The sequence below is a fragment of the Peribacillus sp. FSL K6-1552 genome, assembly GCF_038005205.1.
Taxonomy (GTDB): Bacteria; Bacillota; Bacilli; order Bacillales; family DSM-1321; genus Peribacillus; species Peribacillus butanolivorans.
The window spans coordinates 788028-805987 of record NZ_JBBOST010000001.1 but is presented as its reverse complement, the minus strand read 5'-3'; the positions used below and the strand labels follow the sequence as shown (position 1 = coordinate 805987).

The 17960-nt window shown below is 36.4% G+C and carries 22 protein-coding genes; 10 read left to right on the top strand and 12 right to left on the bottom strand.

All coding sequences use genetic code 11. The features are described 5' to 3' along the window. Window positions 1-91 precede the first annotated feature (91 nt). Both NST21_RS03860 and NST21_RS03855 read right to left on the bottom strand, forming a co-directional pair. Window positions 92-880, bottom strand: coding sequence for an HAD family hydrolase (locus NST21_RS03860; RefSeq protein WP_340887804.1), 789 nt, complete (start codon window positions 878-880; stop codon window positions 92-94). A 180-nt stretch (window positions 881-1060) separates the two neighbouring features. Continuing rightward, window positions 1061-1597: a histidine phosphatase family protein gene (locus tag NST21_RS03855; RefSeq protein WP_340887803.1), complete on the bottom strand. Its 537-nt coding sequence runs from the start codon at window positions 1595-1597 to the stop codon at window positions 1061-1063. Between the two features lie 102 nt (window positions 1598-1699). On the opposite strand from NST21_RS03855, the gene NST21_RS03850 reads away from it, so the two are divergent. After that, window positions 1700-2596 (top strand): PdaC/SigV domain-containing protein, encoded by an 897-nt coding sequence (locus NST21_RS03850; RefSeq protein ID WP_340887802.1) that lies wholly within the window; start codon window positions 1700-1702, stop codon window positions 2594-2596. Between the two features lie 366 nt (window positions 2597-2962). On the opposite strand, the gene NST21_RS03845 is transcribed toward NST21_RS03850, so the two are convergent. Further along, the gene (locus NST21_RS03845; protein WP_340887801.1) at window positions 2963-3421 is read right to left on the bottom strand and encodes a hypothetical protein; all 459 of its coding nucleotides are present in this window, start codon (window positions 3419-3421) and stop codon (window positions 2963-2965) included. A gap of 331 nt (window positions 3422-3752) precedes the next feature. Then, a complete protein-coding gene (locus tag NST21_RS03840) occupies window positions 3753-4652 on the bottom strand; it encodes a glycerophosphodiester phosphodiesterase (RefSeq protein WP_445670584.1) in 900 nt (299 codons plus the stop codon). Window positions 4653-5004: 352 nt separating this feature from the next. Between NST21_RS03840 and NST21_RS03835 the strand changes: the two genes are divergently transcribed. Both NST21_RS03835 and NST21_RS03825 read left to right on the top strand, forming a co-directional pair. Beyond that, a complete protein-coding gene (locus tag NST21_RS03835; RefSeq protein ID WP_340887800.1) occupies window positions 5005-6231 on the top strand; it encodes a HAMP domain-containing sensor histidine kinase in 1227 nt (408 codons plus the stop codon). A 216-nt stretch (window positions 6232-6447) separates the two neighbouring features. Continuing rightward, complete coding sequence (locus NST21_RS03825) at window positions 6448-6726, top strand: TauD/TfdA dioxygenase family protein (protein ID WP_340887799.1); 279 nt, start codon at window positions 6448-6450, stop codon at window positions 6724-6726. 146 nt (window positions 6727-6872) lie between these two features. Here NST21_RS03825 and NST21_RS03820 read toward each other — a convergent pair whose 3' ends face one another. From NST21_RS03820 to NST21_RS03800, 5 genes are all read right to left on the bottom strand, one after another. After that, a complete protein-coding gene (locus NST21_RS03820) occupies window positions 6873-8369 on the bottom strand; it encodes a DHA2 family efflux MFS transporter permease subunit (protein ID WP_340887798.1) in 1497 nt (498 codons plus the stop codon). Between the two features lie 514 nt (window positions 8370-8883). Continuing rightward, window positions 8884-9468: an ATP-dependent Clp endopeptidase proteolytic subunit ClpP gene (clpP, locus tag NST21_RS03815; RefSeq protein WP_340887797.1), complete on the bottom strand. Its 585-nt coding sequence runs from the start codon at window positions 9466-9468 to the stop codon at window positions 8884-8886. Between the two features lie 30 nt (window positions 9469-9498). Then, window positions 9499-10209: a sigma-70 family RNA polymerase sigma factor gene (locus NST21_RS03810; protein WP_340887796.1), complete on the bottom strand. Its 711-nt coding sequence runs from the start codon at window positions 10207-10209 to the stop codon at window positions 9499-9501. Between the two features lie 409 nt (window positions 10210-10618). Continuing rightward, window positions 10619-10954: a hypothetical protein gene (locus NST21_RS03805; RefSeq protein WP_252433207.1), complete on the bottom strand. Its 336-nt coding sequence runs from the start codon at window positions 10952-10954 to the stop codon at window positions 10619-10621. A gap of 286 nt (window positions 10955-11240) precedes the next feature. Continuing rightward, a complete protein-coding gene (locus NST21_RS03800; protein WP_252433206.1) occupies window positions 11241-11594 on the bottom strand; it encodes a hypothetical protein in 354 nt (117 codons plus the stop codon). Between the two features lie 51 nt (window positions 11595-11645). Between NST21_RS03800 and NST21_RS28660 the strand changes: the two genes are divergently transcribed. From NST21_RS28660 to NST21_RS03790, 3 genes are all read left to right on the top strand, one after another. Continuing rightward, window positions 11646-11933, top strand: coding sequence for an ArsR/SmtB family transcription factor (locus NST21_RS28660; RefSeq protein ID WP_377430852.1), 288 nt, complete (start codon window positions 11646-11648; stop codon window positions 11931-11933). Window positions 11934-12231: 298 nt separating this feature from the next. Beyond that, a complete protein-coding gene (locus NST21_RS03795) occupies window positions 12232-12726 on the top strand; it encodes a tyrosine-type recombinase/integrase (protein WP_340892445.1) in 495 nt (164 codons plus the stop codon). A gap of 13 nt (window positions 12727-12739) precedes the next feature. Then, on the top strand, window positions 12740-12931 hold the full coding sequence (locus NST21_RS03790; RefSeq protein WP_340887785.1) for a hypothetical protein: 192 nt from the start codon (window positions 12740-12742) through the stop codon (window positions 12929-12931). A gap of 343 nt (window positions 12932-13274) precedes the next feature. On the opposite strand, the gene glsA is transcribed toward NST21_RS03790, so the two are convergent. Beyond that, window positions 13275-14216, bottom strand: a complete 942-nt coding sequence (gene glsA / locus NST21_RS03785) for a glutaminase A (protein ID WP_340892444.1) — start codon at window positions 14214-14216, stop codon at window positions 13275-13277. Between the two features lie 659 nt (window positions 14217-14875). Continuing rightward, the gene (locus NST21_RS03780) at window positions 14876-15292 is read right to left on the bottom strand and encodes a hypothetical protein (RefSeq protein ID WP_340887784.1); all 417 of its coding nucleotides are present in this window, start codon (window positions 15290-15292) and stop codon (window positions 14876-14878) included. A gap of 513 nt (window positions 15293-15805) precedes the next feature. Between NST21_RS03780 and NST21_RS03775 the strand changes: the two genes are divergently transcribed. From NST21_RS03775 to NST21_RS03760, 4 genes are all read left to right on the top strand, one after another. Then, window positions 15806-16096, top strand: coding sequence for a hypothetical protein (locus NST21_RS03775; protein ID WP_057217218.1), 291 nt, complete (start codon window positions 15806-15808; stop codon window positions 16094-16096). A gap of 402 nt (window positions 16097-16498) precedes the next feature. After that, window positions 16499-16627, top strand: coding sequence for a hypothetical protein (locus tag NST21_RS03770; protein WP_340887782.1), 129 nt, complete (start codon window positions 16499-16501; stop codon window positions 16625-16627). Window positions 16628-16701: 74 nt separating this feature from the next. Next, window positions 16702-16905, top strand: a complete 204-nt coding sequence (locus NST21_RS03765; RefSeq protein WP_056527384.1) for a hypothetical protein — start codon at window positions 16702-16704, stop codon at window positions 16903-16905. A 91-nt stretch (window positions 16906-16996) separates the two neighbouring features. Next, window positions 16997-17296: a hypothetical protein gene (locus NST21_RS03760; protein WP_053344515.1), complete on the top strand. Its 300-nt coding sequence runs from the start codon at window positions 16997-16999 to the stop codon at window positions 17294-17296. A gap of 39 nt (window positions 17297-17335) precedes the next feature. Here the strand turns inward: NST21_RS03760 and NST21_RS03755 are convergent, their stop codons facing one another. Then, window positions 17336-17674, bottom strand: coding sequence for a hypothetical protein (locus tag NST21_RS03755; protein WP_053344514.1), 339 nt, complete (start codon window positions 17672-17674; stop codon window positions 17336-17338). Window positions 17675-17960 lie beyond the last annotated feature (286 nt).

Genomic DNA, 17960 nt, shown 5'->3' with positions numbered 1-17960 from the left:
GACCTATTATTTTAATGCCATGTTTTGAATTAAATAAAATCCCCTCCAAGTTAAGTCTTTTGGAACTTACTACTTGAAGGGGATATATCCGTTATTTATTTAGACTCTCAAGGATAGGAAAAAGCTCCTCTAAATGCATGATTTCATAATTAGGGATAACTTCATTCCGTTCCTTATCATGACGGTTTATCCAAACCGATTTAATGCCTGCACGTGATGCACCAAGGATATCCGTCATTAAATTGTCGCCGACCATTAATACTTCATCCTTATCAAGCTCCATGATTTCTAATGCATGCTCGAAAATAGAAGCATCCGGTTTCCCACGTCCAAACGCGCCGGAAATAACGATTTGATCGAAATAAGGAACTAACTCAGGCGTGATCTCAAGCTTCGTATTTTGAAGCTCAGGCGAACCATTCGTCAGCAATAACAATTTGTACTTCCCTTTTAACTCATCTAACACCTGGAATGTTTCTTCATAAATAAATGGTTTTTTCCGTCTCTCAGCAGGGAAACGTTCTGCTAGCTCAAGACCAAATGCCGGGTCATCTATCCCTAATGCATTCAAGCCTCTTGTCCATGCCTCTTTCCGATAAGCTGGTACAATCTCGGCCATCTTACGGAATTCATCATGATCATCTCGAAAATTACCCCAAAGTCCTTCAAACGGGTTGATACCGATCATTTGCGTAAATTCATATGTATCATAAGAAGAATAAAGCTCACGTGCTTCTTTCCGTACTGCTTCCTCAAACTCGTCAACATTCAAATCATATTTCGCCATAGCCAATTCGCAAGTCGCTATAAAAGCCTCTTTCACACTCTTCTGATCCCAAAGTAACGTATCATCTAAATCAAAAAAAACTGCCTTTACCAAAATGCTCACCCTCTTTTCCCTACCATTGAATTCGAAAAAATTACACTATTACAATAATAAACCACAACCATTAGAAAAAGAATAACTATCGGTAAAATGCCTTCATCTTTCTTTGAAATATCAAAAGGCTTACCCTATTTGCTCATGAAAACTTAAAAAAGTTCACATGCGAGTTTTTCCTTATTTTCTTTCGAACACATACAACTTTCCATTACTAGCAATCTTAAACTTTGGACCTGCGAATCCCCGTCGGATCAGCTCTTTCCTCATATATACCATGAGAGCAGCATGACTCACAATCAACACATCCTGCTCTCCTTTTGCGAGAAGCTCGTCCAATACTTTATTGATCCGTTTCTCAGCAATCTTAATCTCCGCTCTCGTCTGCTTGTTAACTACCGAGCAACAGCGAATCCAAATGGCCCAAAGTATGAATGGCAGCTTCACATTCCCGTTAAGAGGTGGAGATGGTATTTCCCGAAGTTCCTCCATCTGATTAACCTCACCAGGATAGATATGCTCAGCCGTCTTCACTGCTCTCGACATATCGCTGCAATAACATCTCTTCCATTCCTCATCGTCCAATAAAGTTGTCCCATAAATAATATCTGCTACATCATAATCCTTAAACCATTGATTCATATCATCCGCCGTCACATATTTTCCAGTTGGGAATTCATGTGCCACCTTAAAGTGTCGTACTAAACCAATTTTCATTTTTTTCTCCTCTTTAACTTTTGAAATAAAAAATTCACTTTCTAATTAATCCACCTACTTATATAATAGATAATGTAAAAATTATACAAAGGTGGTAATTGAATGCTATTCAAGAATTTCACTAAGATTGTCCTTGCTGTCGCATTAACTTTTACATGCATCTCTTTTTTACTGATAAAAATCGACTCAGTCTCAGCAGCCACTACAGAAAATGCCACGGTAAATACGAAGGGTTCCCCTTTAACTGTTAGAAGTGGCCCCAGCACCAGCTATAAAAAAGTAGGATCGTTGGAGAAAGGGAAAGCCGTAACCGTTTATTCGAAAACAAAATCCGGCTGGTCGGAAATTCGGTACAATGGAAAAAAAGCCTATGTATCTACAAAATATTTAAAATTCAGCAATGTGAAGATAACCAAGAAAAAATATAAAAATATCAGTGACTTGTCGTATCCGCAAGTATCAGGACTAAAAAGTAAAGCAGCTCAGGATAAAATTAATCTGGTGTTAACTAAGCATGCCAAGGACGCCTATTCCTCTTATCTACAAGCCAAAAAGGATAGGGAAAAAGATAAAAATGAGGAATGGTGCAAAGAATCCCCATACTCTTGTCAGTATAGTTACAGTATTTCGTATAAAGTGAAATTCAACCAAGATGGAAAGCTAAGCATTCTTATTGACGATTACTACTATAGCGGTGGAGCTCATGGAATGGGATACACAACATCCTATAATTTCAAAGAATCTTCCGGTAAACAGGTGAAAATCAGTGAAATCCTCACATCCAAAGTGAAATATACGAAGGTGCAGAAATATGCTTATGACTACATGAGGAAAAGAGATAGTTTTTATGTAAAAAAACAGAGCGATGTTCCCGTCAATAAGGATTCACAGTTCTATTATACAAACGGGGGGATCTATCTCGTATTCCAAGAATATGAAGTGGCTCCTTATGCTGCTGGCCATCCTGCCGTAAAAATCCCAAGTAAGGTTTATAAATAATTTCGTTGCACAGGAGCTAACTCCTGTGCTTTTTTAGTACCCTTTAATTCAATATATCTAACAAATGATGAAAAATATAGAACCATATTTCACAATCTGATGCGATTTCATGCATACTTACCATCGCATTCAAAAAAGTGGATTTTTTAATAATAGATATTTGATGGGAATATGTTTTTAACCAATGCCGAACTTACTTTTGTCTGATTTAAACATAATTCGAAGAAGCTCTTAGTTAAAGGACGAGAATAAGGAGTGAATAGGGTTAGATGAGGCCGAATACGAAGAAAAGCTAACCAGAACGGATTTAAAATGATCCAAGAATAATAATGAAAATAGAGAAGGCTTTTACCTTCTCTATTTTTTTCACTTCAAAAATTGGAGTTCCGTAATCGTACATATTTTTCTAAATTTATATTTACCGCTCATATCACTAAATTGGTAATTATTCAGTACCTTTTCCAGCTGTCCTTTTAGCTTTTCTTCCGCAATAAATGAATCGACAGTCACTTTCCAATTTTCTTTTCCGATTAGATCATCGAACGGAATAATGTCTAGAACTTCATCATAAATTTGGATGCTCTGATCAATTCCAAAGCTTCCGTATATGCTGCCATTTTCATCAGCAAAAATATGCTCCGATTCCAGATCCTCCACCAACACCTCTAAAAACCCCTTTGACTCAACAGGCTTGATGGCAATCTCTGCTTCAGCCTTTACAGGCCCTAATCTCTTATCAACAATCTCAATCGTTAACTGAACTTGAATAGGCTGATATACTGCCTCAAACCCTTCACACAGTTCAGCTGCCGAATTATATACCATCAGACCTACCTCCCTTTATCAATATTATTATATAATAAATTGCATCATTTTCTTATCAAACAATCTTATTCAAGATCATTTATCGGCCTTTCTTTTTTTAAAGCTCCTATTATACTTCTCTATATCATAATACTATGAAGATCTGACGCGCAAATTGCCGTAGATGTCACACGTACGATAATATCATCCTTCTTCTGAAGTTTCGGATTAGGTTTAAATTCTAAAAAACGAGATACAAAAAAAAGCCCCGAAGAATCGAAGCTTACTTATGGATACCTTTATTTAGTTGATGATTCCTAATAAGCTTATATAAATCTTCTCAATCTATTCTTCATTTACTCATGATCTTATTGTATTTTTCTTTTTTATACTCTTTTATTACCTCATTAAATACATCAGGGTAATTTGTAAACAATCCCGTTGCTCCCCATTCTAAAGCTTTTTTCATATCAGCTCTTTCATTTACTGTATACGGATGAAATTGAAGACCATGATTTCTGACCATTTTCACGTATTGTCCATCTATCTTAGTGAAGTTCGGACCAACTCCAATGGCATATTCCTTAATAGATTCTAATTCTTTATCAGAAATAGTTGCCTGATTCTTATAAGAGAAAAGTTGAACCAGTGGTAACTTTGGATTCATGTCATGAACCTTCAACAGACTTTCTTTGCTGAACGATTGTATAAGTACATTTTTGGTACGTCCCTTTGAATCTACCATCTTATAATCTTTCAGAACCTCTAGAAGTTCTTTTTCCATTCCTGGATATACCTCTGGAGACTTAGTCTCAATATAATAATTTGCCTGTCTGCCAAATTTTTTAAAAACCTCTTCAAGAGTTGGAACCACTAACCCTTTATATTTCGTTTTTGCAAATTGCGGATATTTTTCATTGAACCAAGAGCCGGCATCCAGTTTTTTTATTTCTGCTAGTGTTAAATCTTTCACCAGACCTGTACCATTTGTTGTGCGATCCACCTTTTCATCATGCATCGCTATTAATCTTCCGTCCTTAGTCATCTGGAGATCGATTTCTATGTAGTCACCCTTCATTTGTTCTCCCAATTGATAAGCGGGAATGGTATGTTCAGGAGCATAACCAGAAGCACCGCGATGCGCGATATTCACAATTTTCTTGTCATAAATTGATGAGTTTGAATGATTTTCTTTTGCTGAAGCAGCTGAAGCATCCAACGATGTAGCCTGTAATATAAATCCTACGCTCATAATACATAAACCTAATTTCTTTATACTAGTTTTCAATTTCCCTCTCTCCCTTCTATTCTTACTTTCATTTTAGAAGGGAAATGTAAAGCTACAACTAATATAGTGTAAAGAAACTACACCTCTATAAAAATAAGGAAAGAAACCCATAAAACAGCATACTGATAAAAATCACTTAGTCCGTTTCACCTATATTGAATGCACTATCCAGTTCCTTTAGACTTACTTTACTTAATTTGCTTCCCAACTTAAAGCTTTGTAAAATGAGATATCAAAATCTATGTTTTTTTGATTTACAAAAAACTAGTAAAAGATTACTATTAAAAAAAACAGAATATTAAAATCAAGGGGAATTATGTTAAAAAACTATCAGTATTATCAAAACAAACACCGATTTATACTTAAGGCATTTATGGCAATGATATCCTTTTTACTATTAGTTGGCATTTCTGTATCTCCAATAAGTTGGAAAGCTAATCCTTACGATATGTCTTTACAGGTCATTTTGATATCTGGAATCATTCTTTCTTTGTTATTTTTCGTAAAAAAAGAAACTAATTTATATAAAACCCTGTTCATTTTCTTAATTACTGTTTATTTATATATTAAATTTTGGGTATTCCCAGATACTGCAATTATGTTGTCTTTATTCGCAATAGCACCCTTAATCCCCATTTTTCTCTTTGATAAAATAGGGTTTTATATTGTCGCTTCTTTAAATATCATACTTGGACCTACTTTTATCTTAGTTATTTCGCATACAAATCTTCAGTATACGTACGAGTATGTCGCATTGGATAGTTTTGGTAATACATTGAATTTTATAGCTATACAAATAATATTAGTATTTGTATTTATAGGAACAAACAATAGAATGGAATCCACAAATGCATTTCATAAAGAAATTCAACAAGCTAAACAATTAAATTCAGTCGGTCAGCTAGCCGCTACCATTGCGCATGAAATAAGGAACCCCATTACAGTCGTAAAAGGATTTGCCCAATTATTAGATCAAGAAAAAGAACTGAACGAAACAGAAAAATTTTATGTACAAACCATGCTTACAGAACTTGAATATACACAGGTAATAATCAATGACTATTTATCATTAGCAAAACCACAATCAGGAAATATCCAGGTTATTCATTTGAATCATGAAATTCAGAAAATCTCTGATCTATTAACTAGTTTTGCTAATAATTGTAATGTAGGCTTTCTACTTAAATTTAGCGGAGAACTATACATCAAAATGAATCCGATTGAACTTAAACAAGTTTTAGTTAATATTATTAAAAACGGGATTGAATCAATGAACAATCCCGGATTTATCACTGTAGAAACAGAACAAGAACGAAATATGGCAAGAATAAAAATCACGGATACAGGTATAGGACTTTCTAAGGAACAGCTTAAAATACTAGGCACGCCGTTTTATTCACTTAAAGAAAGAGGTACCGGTATCGGCTTAACTGTTTGCTATAATATCGCCCAAAAATACAAGGGAGAAATTATAGTAAAAAGCCAATTGAATAAAGGAACATCCTTCACTATTTTTTTACCTTTATATAAAGAAAAAGAATAAAAAACAACACCTTCCAGTAACTCCAACAAAACAAAAAAAGGATGACCTCCCATCACGGGCGGTCATCCTTTTCAATTAAGCTTTAAAGCTATCTTGCCATTTCAGTAAATGATTTTCTAAAAAGCGGACAAACGAGTCTGAGATTTTACCAGCGAGAGCAAAAATGATAATACCTACGAAGTCGTTCACGTGCACTCAGAAACTGGGAAAAAGCATTTGTTATTAGGTGGCTTTGCGGGAAGAGTTGAAGGATATACAACAAGTGAATCTGAAAGATTATTAAGTATCTTCGATTCATACGTTACCCGCTTAGAAAATACCGTACGTTGGCAATGGAGCGAAGGGGATGTTGTTATTTGGGATAACTTAGCCACGCAGCATTACGCTATTGCAGACTACGAGAGCCAACAACGCGTTGTTCGCCGTGTCACAGTAGGAAAAGATGTTCCTGTAAATAAAGACAACGAATCCAGTAGACTACTTATTAAGAAATAAAACTTTCTGTCTGAAGTGAAAAGGGACACTCATAAAAAGTGTCCCTTATTCTGGTATTTATATGTCATCTTAAGGCAAGCCCGTTTATAATGAAGGATTTATTGTACCTTGGGAACTAGGTTTGATACTCACTAACTTTGCCTTGTTTATTCAAACTTATGTTTTTTTGATAGACGATTGGTGATGGTATCTTCTTGTGGTGAAGTTCGCCGTATGTAAAAGGCCAGTATGAACGCAACTACGGTTAACCATGTAGCTATCATAAATGCATCATCTACCCCCATTACACTTCCTTGTTTAATGGCCAGTGCCATTTGAGATTTATTTTCTGATGATATGTTTCTTTCAGTTAAAATGCCCTGTACATGTTTCGTTCCCTGATTTGTCATAACTGATACAAAGAATGCCATGCCAACAGCACCTGCAATCATTCTCAACGTATTGACCATTGCTGTTCCATATTTATTTAAGCTAAGTGCCAATTCATTTAATCCAGCTGTGAAGATAGGCATCATCAGTATCGACATACCAAACATTCTAATAGTATATACCCACACCACATAAGAATAAGACGTATCTGTTTCAAGCCGTGTTAAAAGATAGGTTGTAATAATAGTAATAGCAAGTCCGCTTACCGCAAGCCATCTCGCACCAAACCTATCAAACAGCTTACCTGTGATAGGAGACATAATCCCCATTACAATACCTCCAGGCAATAGCATGAGGCCAGATTCCAAGGGAGTAAAGCCACGGATATTCTGCATATAGATTGGCATTAATATCATTCCAGAGAACATACCCATAGTCGCGATGACGTTGATAATCGTAGTTAATGTGAACATCCGATAACGAAAAATTCGAAATTCCAAAATAGGATGCCTTACTGTAAATTGCCTCCAGACAAATAACACTAAACTGATCCCGCCTACAAGGAACATTATAAGGACTTCAAAACTGCCCCATCCCTTAGTACCTCCTGTAGCAAATCCGTATAGAACTCCGCCGAATCCCATGGTGGATAGAATTACACCCATTTTATCGAGTTTGGGACGGCTAGTTTCCCCTACATTTTTAATAATAAAAATTGCAAAAAGAAAGTCTAGAAGTGCAAATGGGAAAATGACAAAAAACAGTACTCTCCAGGAATAGTTTTGTACAATCCATCCTGATAACGTTGGTCCTACGGCTGGAGCAAAATTCATCGCAACTCCAAATATACCCATCGCAAAACCCCGTCTGTTCGGAGGAAATAAAGTGAAAATCACGTTTGTAATCAAAGGGAATAGAATCCCTGCACCTGCTGCTTGAACCACACGTCCGATCAATATGACGGAGAAGGTAGGTGCAATCCCACATAATAAAGTTCCTAAAGCAAAGAGTCCCATCGAAGCAAGATATAATTGCCTTGTATTAAACCTTTCCATCAAGAAAGCTGTGATCGGGATGACAATCCCATTGACCAACAAAAAGATAGTTGTCAGCCAATTAGCTGTTGCAGCCGATATTTCAAAATGATTCATCAATTGAGGCAAGGCGATATTGATTAGAGTCTGATTCAAGAAAGCGACGAGAGCACCAGCCAGCATCACCGCAAACATGGGGCCTGTACGAACTTTAGTGATTGCTGTTTTATCGAGATTCATTCTTACGGCACTTCCTTTGGTTGAGTTATTACATATTGTTACTTCCTACTATTTTTTTCAAGTCTTAATATTCTAATTCGACTTTACTAAGTTAATATGCCTCTCTATCATAAAGGAAATCAACCTATCTTTTCCAATAATACACGTCAGCTAAATTCGTTTAACCTCAATTTACGACTTTTAGATGGTGTTTTTCTTTTTATCAACTCATATTGGCACTATTTTAAAGATATTTCTTTGTTGTTCCCCTTCTAATAACCATACAACCAGACCTTAATTCGTATAATTGTATCTACATTCTTTACGTTTACCACTATGAATGTAATCACCTCAGTGAATAGATAAAAAAAGAGAAACTGCCGATAAATTTATATCGATTGTTTCTCTTCATTCCATATTTCAGCTTATTTTTGTCTGCAACCTCATCCAATACTGATTTTTTTAATTAGGTCTTTTTATAAAACTTTCCACTTAATGGGGGGAAAGTTCAAAATTCAAGTAGCCTTTTTATGAATTAATTCCCCTTAACGATTATCTCATCGATAATACCGTATTCCTTCGCCTCATTTGCGCTTAAAAAATAATCACGATCAGTATCCTTCGCCACCTTTTCGATAGGCTGCCCAGTCCTTTCCGAGATGATCTGATTGATATGGTCCTTCAGTTTCAAAATCCTTCGGGCAGAAATTTCAATTTCCGTAGCTTGCCCCCTTGCCCCTCCAAGAGGTTGATGAAGCATAATTTCACTATTCGGCAAAGCGCACCTTTTTCCTTTCGTACCCGCCAATAAAAGCATTGCCCCGAATGATGCAGCCATACCCGTACATACAGTCCGGATATCAGGTTTAATATATTGCATCGTATCATAAATGGCAAAACCGGCACTAGTCGATCCCCCAGGACTATTTATGAAGATGGTAATTTCTTTATCAGGTGCATCTGCCGCCAAGAATAACAATTGGGCAACCACACTATTGGCTAAATGATCGGTGATTTCTTCCCCAATCATGATGATTCTGTCTTTTAGAAGTCTTGAATAAATATCGTATGAGCGTTCACCCTTGCTGGATTGCTCAATTACATATGGAATGGTAGTCATATCTCTTCTTCCTCCTAACAAAATGATTGGCTATGCAGCCATTGAGAGAGTGTTTGAAGGAGTGAAGCATGCTTTGGAATGCATCGAACGATTCATCAGTTTAGGAATCATTGATTCACTGTTCAGGGATTTGAAAGATGGAATGCTTCTAATGAGGATATCAGGATTTTGGGCCTTCAAAGCCTGTGTCATCAGAGACATCAGCCTCTGTTCCTCATCATCTTGCCAATCTTCCGCACAGGACAACTTACGCTCTTCAACGCCATCATTGTCAAAACGCTTTTTCACACGATTCAAGATGGCCTTTACAGCCGTTTCCGTCGTGTTCAAATAATCTGAGATCTCTTTAGATCGATAGAGGAACCCTTCCTTTAATATGAACACCACAGCTTGTTTTGGGGTAAGGGATTTTATAATATATTCAACCGTTTCAAAGGCATTTTCCCCAATTGCCGCCTGCTGTTCGGTGTCCTTCAGATCTTTTACAGATTCTTTTTTTCTTTTACGTATCGTATCAATCCAGGAATGACGGGCTATCGTCTTCAATAAAGCCGTTGTTACCTCCGTTTTATTCCCATAGCCCTGCATTACCTTCAGTATCGTATCCTGTGCTAGATCATCGCCATCCCAATTATTTTGGGTAAGGAATCGGCAAAACCGAAGCAATTCAGGATAGACTTCACGCAAAATCATGTCGTTATCTTTTCCTTCAGAAATATCTTCTTTCACCTTATTTAACATTTTTCTCACTCCTTCAACACCCTCTATCCTATAAACGTTTCAGAAAGAGAAAAAGATATGGGGGTGAAAAATTTTTCCTTTATTTTATTCTATTCCATTTTTTCCTGTGAATCTCCTTTCATACTAAAAACCTGTTTGGTTATGACCAAACAGGCTAATGTCAGCGTTCTGTATGCAGCAAATAGACTTTCCTCGCCTACCGCGCTGTGTACCCGGTTCTTCACCAATGATTTCAGAGAGGCCCTTATTTTCTAAAACACTTAATCCTCCGAGCATTCAGTTCGGTTCCATTAAGCCAACCAGCCAAATCTTTGGATGTGACCTCCCGCTTACCGTAATTTTTCGCAAATGTCCTTACCTTTTGAATTCTGAATTTCAAATTTCCGGGTGGTCCATAGGAACTTGGCTGCTATTCCAAGTGTTCAATGCATTCAACCGTGTATTCACTAGGTTCCATTTCGTTGGTTTCAATACCGAACCAACTGGAGGAGCGACTCTCATTAGCGCTATCTTTACAATAATTCACTAAAGAACCGGCTGGCATCTCTTCCGATTCTAGATCGCTCATCTCTTCAAAATTCACTGATCGCTCGTAATGCCGTTCACTATCTGATACCCTCTTTTCATTCTCCAGGTCTGCGAACATGAACATGCAGTAAAAAACTGCAATCATGATTGCCATAGTCATCAACCTTGACTTTGCAGGCAGTACCTTATTTTTCAATATAGCTAATATACTCTTCATGTTAATTTCCTCAATCCTGATCATACTAAAAAAAAGCCTTTTAATTCTATAATGGTGTTTCTTGTAAAATCAATATTGCATTTTCATGTTAGACAAAAACCTTGAGCATCCCCACTTTTACCTAAGATATCCAGTTACCATGATAACATAAAAATTAATTATTTTTCTAAAATGAACCAATTGTCATTTAAAATCCTACTTGAACATGAATTGATAAAAGAAACAAACCTCCCTCTTTGAACAGGAGGGAGGTTATCAATAGCCACAATCAATCCGTAATATTCACTTAATGCCTTAATGCACTCCTGTTGATGCTACGCTGGAATTCATCAGCATCCGTTTTTTCGATGAAATCATTCAATCCGTCGATAAATGATTGTTTATCCCTTGGCAATATCCCGCTTAATGTTAATGCATTCGAAGCATGCAATGACGATATCCTTGTATCGTCCTTTACATTTAAATGTTCGATGAATGTTTTTAATTCTATGATTCTCTCCATTTCAGCAGCTTCTTCAAAATCGCCTTGTAAATACTCCATATGCAGCTCTGTACCCGGTATTAACGTTGTAGACATAGGGAATATCGCCTTGGACCGAACTTCATTTAACAATGCCGCTGTATCCATCGCATTAGGCAATCCCTTCCCTCTCCCTGCAAGGCCGTACATGACCATAACGAAAAACTCGATATCAGCTTCACCCGATTAAATATATTACTTTGGCTGAAAGAACCAGAAAAAAACTTCAAGGAATTTGGATGGGCCCCACATTTAACGGAACCAGAATTCATCAATAGTGTTTGTGTTTATCATATTCAGTTAAAGACAGGGAACTCCCAATCAACTACATCGGAAAATTTATCAATACTTGAAAAAGCAGGTCTACTGCAATCCAAAAAAGTTGCTGTATGGACACTTTATCAAAGAAATGAAAAAGTAATAAAAGAGTTCTCCGAATGGATAGGCAATGTACTATAAATACTAGGAAAATCAAAAAAGCGCGGCTTTTCTTTTGGGAAAATCAAGAAAGTGCCGCGTTTGTATTTTCTACATTCATCCACTGGGTATCTTACCCTTCCCCCTACAAACGATCACAAAGCTATCAAAACACTCCTCACGTTGACTTCTATCCTTTTCAAGTGTTAATCTTAAACTAACTAAAAAAGTATACATTCAAAATACCGATTCCACTAGCATGAAAAAAGGGTGATCCACAGTGCCGAAAGAACATTTAATTGACGTTCAACCAATCAGAGCGTTGTCTAAAATAGACGATATGAAATGGTCATTGAAAAGACATTGCAGCGAAAGAGATTACATATTGTTCTTGTTAGGCATCAATACCGGCTTGCGTGTATCTGATCTATTATCGTTGAAGGTAAAGGATATTAGAGGCAAGATGAAAATTATCATTAAGGAAGGCAAGACAAAGAAGCCTAGAACAATACAGCTTAACAATGTATTTAATGAGTTAGCAACTTATATAGATACCATTGATAGCGAATGGCTATTCCCTTCACGCAAAGGTGATAAGCCGATAAGCAAGATACAAGCATACAGACAGCTTAATAAAGCCGCAGATATGGTAGACATTGAAAGTGTAGGAACTCATACCATGCGGAAAACATTCGGATACTGGTACTATAAACAGAGTAAAGACGTAGCTAAATTACAAATGATTCTTAACCATTCACACCCTGAAATAACTTTGAAGTACATAGGAATTGCTGATGAAGAAATAGAGGACTGCTTAAATGGCTTTGTACTATAGGAGGACGGATTAAATGACACTAACTGAATACAATGCAAAATACGAATATATCATTCGCAGTAATATTTCTGACAGACAAAAGGCACTGAAATTAGCTGATTTAATGACCGATATAGAAGGACATCTAAATGAGGCGGGGGAACATCAGAATAAAGAGGCAAATGCTTTGTATAGAAAAGTATCCCTTCTATCCAACTTGTTATAATCGAGCCTAAGACCTCGCCTTATGTGCAGAGGTCCTTTTTTTTGTCTTGAAAGTAGCGATTACAATTTATGCTTAAAGTATATGCTTTGTTTCTGTAAGGCTTTGGACTGAACCTCATTTAATAATGCCATTATGCCACTCGCATCCAGTAGGCCTTTTACTCTTCCAGTAAGACCACACCTAACATAACGATAGGCTCTATTCCAAGCTTCATTCTCTCTCTTTTCTGACCCTCCTAAGCCGAATGCTTAACAAAACAATCTATAACTCCAGACATCTTTCGTATAGAAAATTAAATGATTAATATGATCCGACTTAATCATCGCCGCAGTGGTGTCAATGTTTACATATTAAACATACTTAAGGAATACTTTTTCGCCATCATTTCTAAGATCTTTATCCCGGCAACGCTGTTCCCCTTCTCATCCAGTGCTGCACCATAAATTCCAATCCCACATTTTCCGGGAACGGCCCCCATGATTCCCCCTGACACACCGCTTTTAGCCGGAATGCCAACATTAATGGCAAATTCACCTGATGCGTTATACATGCCGCAGGTAACCATGAATGTTTTGCAAATACGAGCAATGTCCCCAGGGATGATTTGCCTTCCCGTCAACTGATCTTTCCCATTCATGGCCAGCACACAGCCTATCCTCGCCAAATCCTGACTGTCCATTTCAATGGCACACTGCTTCGAATACAATTCGATTAAGTCCTCCACATCCTCATTTATTACATTATGCTGCTTTAAAAAATAGCTTAACGACCTATTTAAGTCTGCTGTATTGTATTCTGAATGGGCAACCTCTTCATTAAAACCGATAGTAGGATTTTGCGTCAACTCCCGGATAAAATGTAAAATACGCTTGAATCGTTCATTTACACTGTCACCTGCAATCATGTGGGTCACAGTCAATGCTCCTGCATTGATCATCGGGTTTAACGGCTTGGATGCCTTGTTTGTCTCTAACTTGGCAATCGAATTAAAAGGGTCACCGGTGGGTTCTTTTCCTACATAGGAAAAGACATATTCCTCACCTTTTTCCATTAATACCAGAGCAAGTGTCAAAACTTTTGATATGCTTTGCAGAGTCACTTTACCACTTACATCCCCCGCACAATACCCTTTACCGTCAGGATAGTAAATAGCCACAGATAAGCCCTCAGGATTCGCCTTTTCAAGAGCCGGTATATAGTCCGCCACTTTTCCCTTATTTGTATATTTTTTTGCCTGATCAACCAGTTGCTGTAATTCTTCATTGGACCTGCATTGACATCCCATATTGTTCACAATTTTCCGCCCCTTTGAGAATTTGTCATGTGAAGTGTTGTTAGATAGTGGTCATATTATTTATTACCATATTTCATAGTTATTATTTGCAAAACTAAGAAGCAGATAATAAAAGAAGTAAAGTTACAGGAGCTACTATCTTCATTGTGGGAGGAGGCTCTTCACTCTCTTTGCACTGCTTCTGATATAGAGGAACTGTTACATTGTTCTAATTGACTTATAATGACAAAGGAGAGGAGCGTATAGAGGGCTATGTAATCTCAAAAACCCCTTTTTCATTTTCTATTTATTTATTAATCAAGCTTTCTCAGACAACTCCTCTTTCTCTTGGTCTTGTCTTATTGGATATCAGTTTAATTTCTCACTCAAAAGCCAGCTCCAGAGCGAATCTCCAAAGAGTATTCACCAGTTGCCCCTCCAAGGAGGCTTTTTCATAAGTGTTCCTGTTCCATTACTACCTTACTAGGTTGCCTTGAAAATGGGAAATCCAGAGTGAACAAGGGAGGAAAAGCTCTTTTGACTCTTCACGTTTGCTGGAACTAATATTACATACTTAAAATGGTGTGGCTTTCAGTTTAAAGTCGGGTCTCAATTTTCTTTCATGTTCTTAACCGTAGGAGCTAACTAAATTTCCATTTTCTTTAATTACATTAATTTATTAGCATTTTATCTAACTCACGGACTTTATCATATGACTCCAATAGTTGTTCAGGTATTAATGTTCTCCCATAATCCCAAGCATTAGTTTCTATTTCAGATTTCAGCGTTTCTTTTTCCTCTTCGTGACCATACATCATAATCCTTAAATCATGTTTGTTTTTCTTAAAATCTAAATAATAACCAATAATACGATAAAGAATAATTTTCACAAAGTCTTCCTCTGTCTCTTTAATTCTAACTTTTCCTTTATAACCGTTAACTTGAAGATAATTAAACTTTATAGTATTGGTCGATACGTTATAACTCATAGGTGCACTTAGATTATTGTCAAATTCACAAATAATATCCAAATTGTGCTCATTTAATGTGTTATTAATTATCTTTTCGATATCGCTTATATAAAGCATTTAACTGTCACTTCCCTTTTAAAGACTTACTTCATTATAGTATTAGCTTAAGTTATTCTTCCTTTATCAATATAATAAACTGTTTAGATATTAAAATCATACAGTTAAAAAACAAAGGAAATATTTACTATGTAATAATGAATTGGTGTGCAAGTCCTACGAGAAGATTGTGAATAATCCCCTACTAGACCCCCTAAAAGGGAAGAGATTGCTTTTAATTACTCTTCCAATCTTTCCTCCTTCTATTTATTTTAATTTGAAACTTTCTATCCTTGGTTGTATTTCTTCTTGATATTGTTCCACCATCATTTCAAGTGAAAGCATTGTAAATCCGGTTCTTTGCCTTTGGCAAAGGCGTCTATCGACATTTTCTAGTTACTCAATTTGAGTACAGATGTACATTCATCTGGTGAGTAAAAATGCTCAACAGATAAAGATTGACAACATTTTTATGGTGACTCATACTTGTAGTGAATAATATAACAGAATATTAAGAATATTGGAGGGGTAATTATGAATAAGATTTTCGTTCCTAACGCAATCGCTACTTTAACAAGACTTTTCTACAGTTCAACTACACTGAATGAGTATTTAGCGATGCGAACCGCTCAATTCTACATTGAAGACCTGAAGTTACTACAAGACGTGGAAGCTGTTGCCTTGGCAATTGAAGATCAAAATGCTTTCGCTTTATTGTCTAAATTTAAATTATTTGATTATAAGGCTGCTGAAGAAATTGAAATAGCACTATCCGCTTCTGGCTATACGGAAGCAGAACTCAATGCTATGAATATAGAAATCTGAAATCATCGGGCCACTACCATTAACTGGTTCTAATATCAATAATGATTTTTAGGTTACGAATAGTTTTCGTAACCTCTTGTTCCGCTAGTTCACTGAGCCTCTCAAATTGACCGCTATAATGTAGCGGTGTAAATCTGAATGAAGTAATTGTTCATGCAGGTCAAGAAGGCACTATATGCAATGTATAAGGTAGGTAAAAAGCTGATGTGTGTAATATACGCCTCAGGCCCTAACGTCAAAAAGCTAGAAACTCTAATAAAGTTACCCGCGTTGAAATAGCCTGTAATTATTACAATGATATGTAGGTGCCTCGGTAGCCACGAGGTACCTGCATATTTAATATGCACGTAAAATCCCCAAGATTATTTAAAATAATGTTGAAATGGAGGTGAATACACCGTCATGACCGAATATTATATTATGGAGAAGGTCGACCCAAAGAAGTTTGTACTCGAAGAAGTTTTAACTTCCACCGAATGTATAGAACTGCCTCTCGAATCAAGTACCAACCTTACAATTTTACCGATTTAACCTAAATGTGAATAGCATAAGAAATGAAGGTGAATAAGCTTTCAATGCACACTTGATGGAAAGTAGGAGAAGCCATGGAGAAATCGAAGAGTTTACAAGAAATCTATAATGCCAACCGACCAGAAAATAATGAGCTTTTCCGAGCGATACAACAACATCTTCAAATGAAGCATCCAGACAAGCGAATGACAGCTATGAGAACCTTGCAAATAATTGTTGCCGATAGTGTTTCATCTGGAGAGCTGCGTAACGTGGAAAGTCGGCTTTTATACAGTTGAGTTGATACGAAAAAGTTTCTTATCAACTCATCCAGTCCTGTGAGTTATGCAGTTCTGAAATTACCGAACACAGAAAGGAATAATCCCACCATTGAAAAAATTTCTAAACAAAATCAAAATAGCTGGCTCCATTTTGACCATCATACTCATGATATTCACTTTCGGAATTATACTTTTCAACAAAGCTTTCACAGAGCCAGAAGTAGATATGAAGTATTACAAGATGGGGCATGTCGAACACAGGCCAAATATTTGGGAGGGCATGAGTAAAGAAGAATACCAAAAAATAAAATATTTAGAGGAACAGAAAACATTCAATTATGATCTTTACGAACCAGAGCTGCTTGACGCAGAAGGAAATCCGATTATTGAAGAAAATGTTGAATACTAAAAAAGATGTGCCCGATTTGGACACATCTTTTTTGCTTACTTATAAATGCAATGCTCCGAAATTAGGCTTCGTTTTCTCAGTGGTAGAAATCCATTCTCCTAATTCATCGAAATATTTTTGAACTTCTTCTTTAGTTTTGGTTTCTGAAGCATCCCAAATATCTGATAAGAAATATCCTAAATCGTTTGGATATGAAATTGATTCTCCGCCAAATGCTTTTTCAATAGCAGGACTGCCGTGTTTATCGCCTTCGTCACCATGAATTTTCATAGTAATAACAGTCCATCCATTTTCTTTTTTTATAAGAGTGTAATTGTCATAATGGCCCCAACGATTGCTATGAACACGTAATTTAAAATCCTCACCGATATTATTCAAATTTTCCCCTCTCTTCCCATAATACTACAATTATATTTTACCACCAGAACGCAGTAAATGACGAACTTCACGGTATTTTAATATCATCAATTTAATATCCTTTTCTGTCATTGTTACCAATGGTCGTTTAATCGCATTAAATTGTTCTTGATAATATTTCAAAGTATGAGGACAAAGATTCCTTAATTGGCAGTCTTCAAAGAATAATTTAAACTCCAATTCATCAGATTTAACGTAAGTAGTTTTGTAACAATTCTTAATTCATCTTCCGATAGTAAATTTCTTC

What these genes read in the sequence shown, in the direction of transcription:
- NST21_RS03855 (WP_340887803.1), bottom strand. Translation starts at nt 1,597, where the DNA reads ATGAAAATTGGTTTAGTACGACACTTTAAGGTGGCACATGAATTCCCA.
- NST21_RS03850 (WP_340887802.1), top strand. Translation starts at nt 1,700, where the DNA reads ATGCTATTCAAGAATTTCACTAAGATTGTCCTTGCTGTCGCATTAACT.
- NST21_RS03845 (WP_340887801.1), bottom strand. Translation starts at nt 3,421, where the DNA reads ATGGTATATAATTCGGCAGCTGAACTGTGTGAAGGGTTTGAGGCAGTA.
- NST21_RS03840 (WP_445670584.1), bottom strand. Translation starts at nt 4,652, where the DNA reads ATGAGCGTAGGATTTATATTACAGGCTACATCGTTGGATGCTTCAGCT.
- NST21_RS03835 (WP_340887800.1), top strand. Translation starts at nt 5,005, where the DNA reads ATGTTAAAAAACTATCAGTATTATCAAAACAAACACCGATTTATACTT.
- NST21_RS03820 (WP_340887798.1), bottom strand. Translation starts at nt 8,369, where the DNA reads ATGAATCTCGATAAAACAGCAATCACTAAAGTTCGTACAGGCCCCATG.
- clpP (WP_340887797.1), bottom strand. Translation starts at nt 9,468, where the DNA reads ATGACTACCATTCCATATGTAATTGAGCAATCCAGCAAGGGTGAACGC.
- NST21_RS03810 (WP_340887796.1), bottom strand. Translation starts at nt 10,209, where the DNA reads ATGTTAAATAAGGTGAAAGAAGATATTTCTGAAGGAAAAGATAACGAC.
- NST21_RS03805 (WP_252433207.1), bottom strand. Translation starts at nt 10,954, where the DNA reads ATGAAGAGTATATTAGCTATATTGAAAAATAAGGTACTGCCTGCAAAG.
- NST21_RS03795 (WP_340892445.1), top strand. Translation starts at nt 12,232, where the DNA reads ATGAAATGGTCATTGAAAAGACATTGCAGCGAAAGAGATTACATATTG.
- NST21_RS03790 (WP_340887785.1), top strand. Translation starts at nt 12,740, where the DNA reads ATGACACTAACTGAATACAATGCAAAATACGAATATATCATTCGCAGT.
- glsA (WP_340892444.1), bottom strand. Translation starts at nt 14,216, where the DNA reads ATGGGATGTCAATGCAGGTCCAATGAAGAATTACAGCAACTGGTTGAT.
- NST21_RS03780 (WP_340887784.1), bottom strand. Translation starts at nt 15,292, where the DNA reads ATGCTTTATATAAGCGATATCGAAAAGATAATTAATAACACATTAAAT.
- NST21_RS03775 (WP_057217218.1), top strand. Translation starts at nt 15,806, where the DNA reads ATGAATAAGATTTTCGTTCCTAACGCAATCGCTACTTTAACAAGACTT.
- NST21_RS03770 (WP_340887782.1), top strand. Translation starts at nt 16,499, where the DNA reads ATGACCGAATATTATATTATGGAGAAGGTCGACCCAAAGAAGTTTGTA.
- NST21_RS03765 (WP_056527384.1), top strand. Translation starts at nt 16,702, where the DNA reads ATGGAGAAATCGAAGAGTTTACAAGAAATCTATAATGCCAACCGACCA.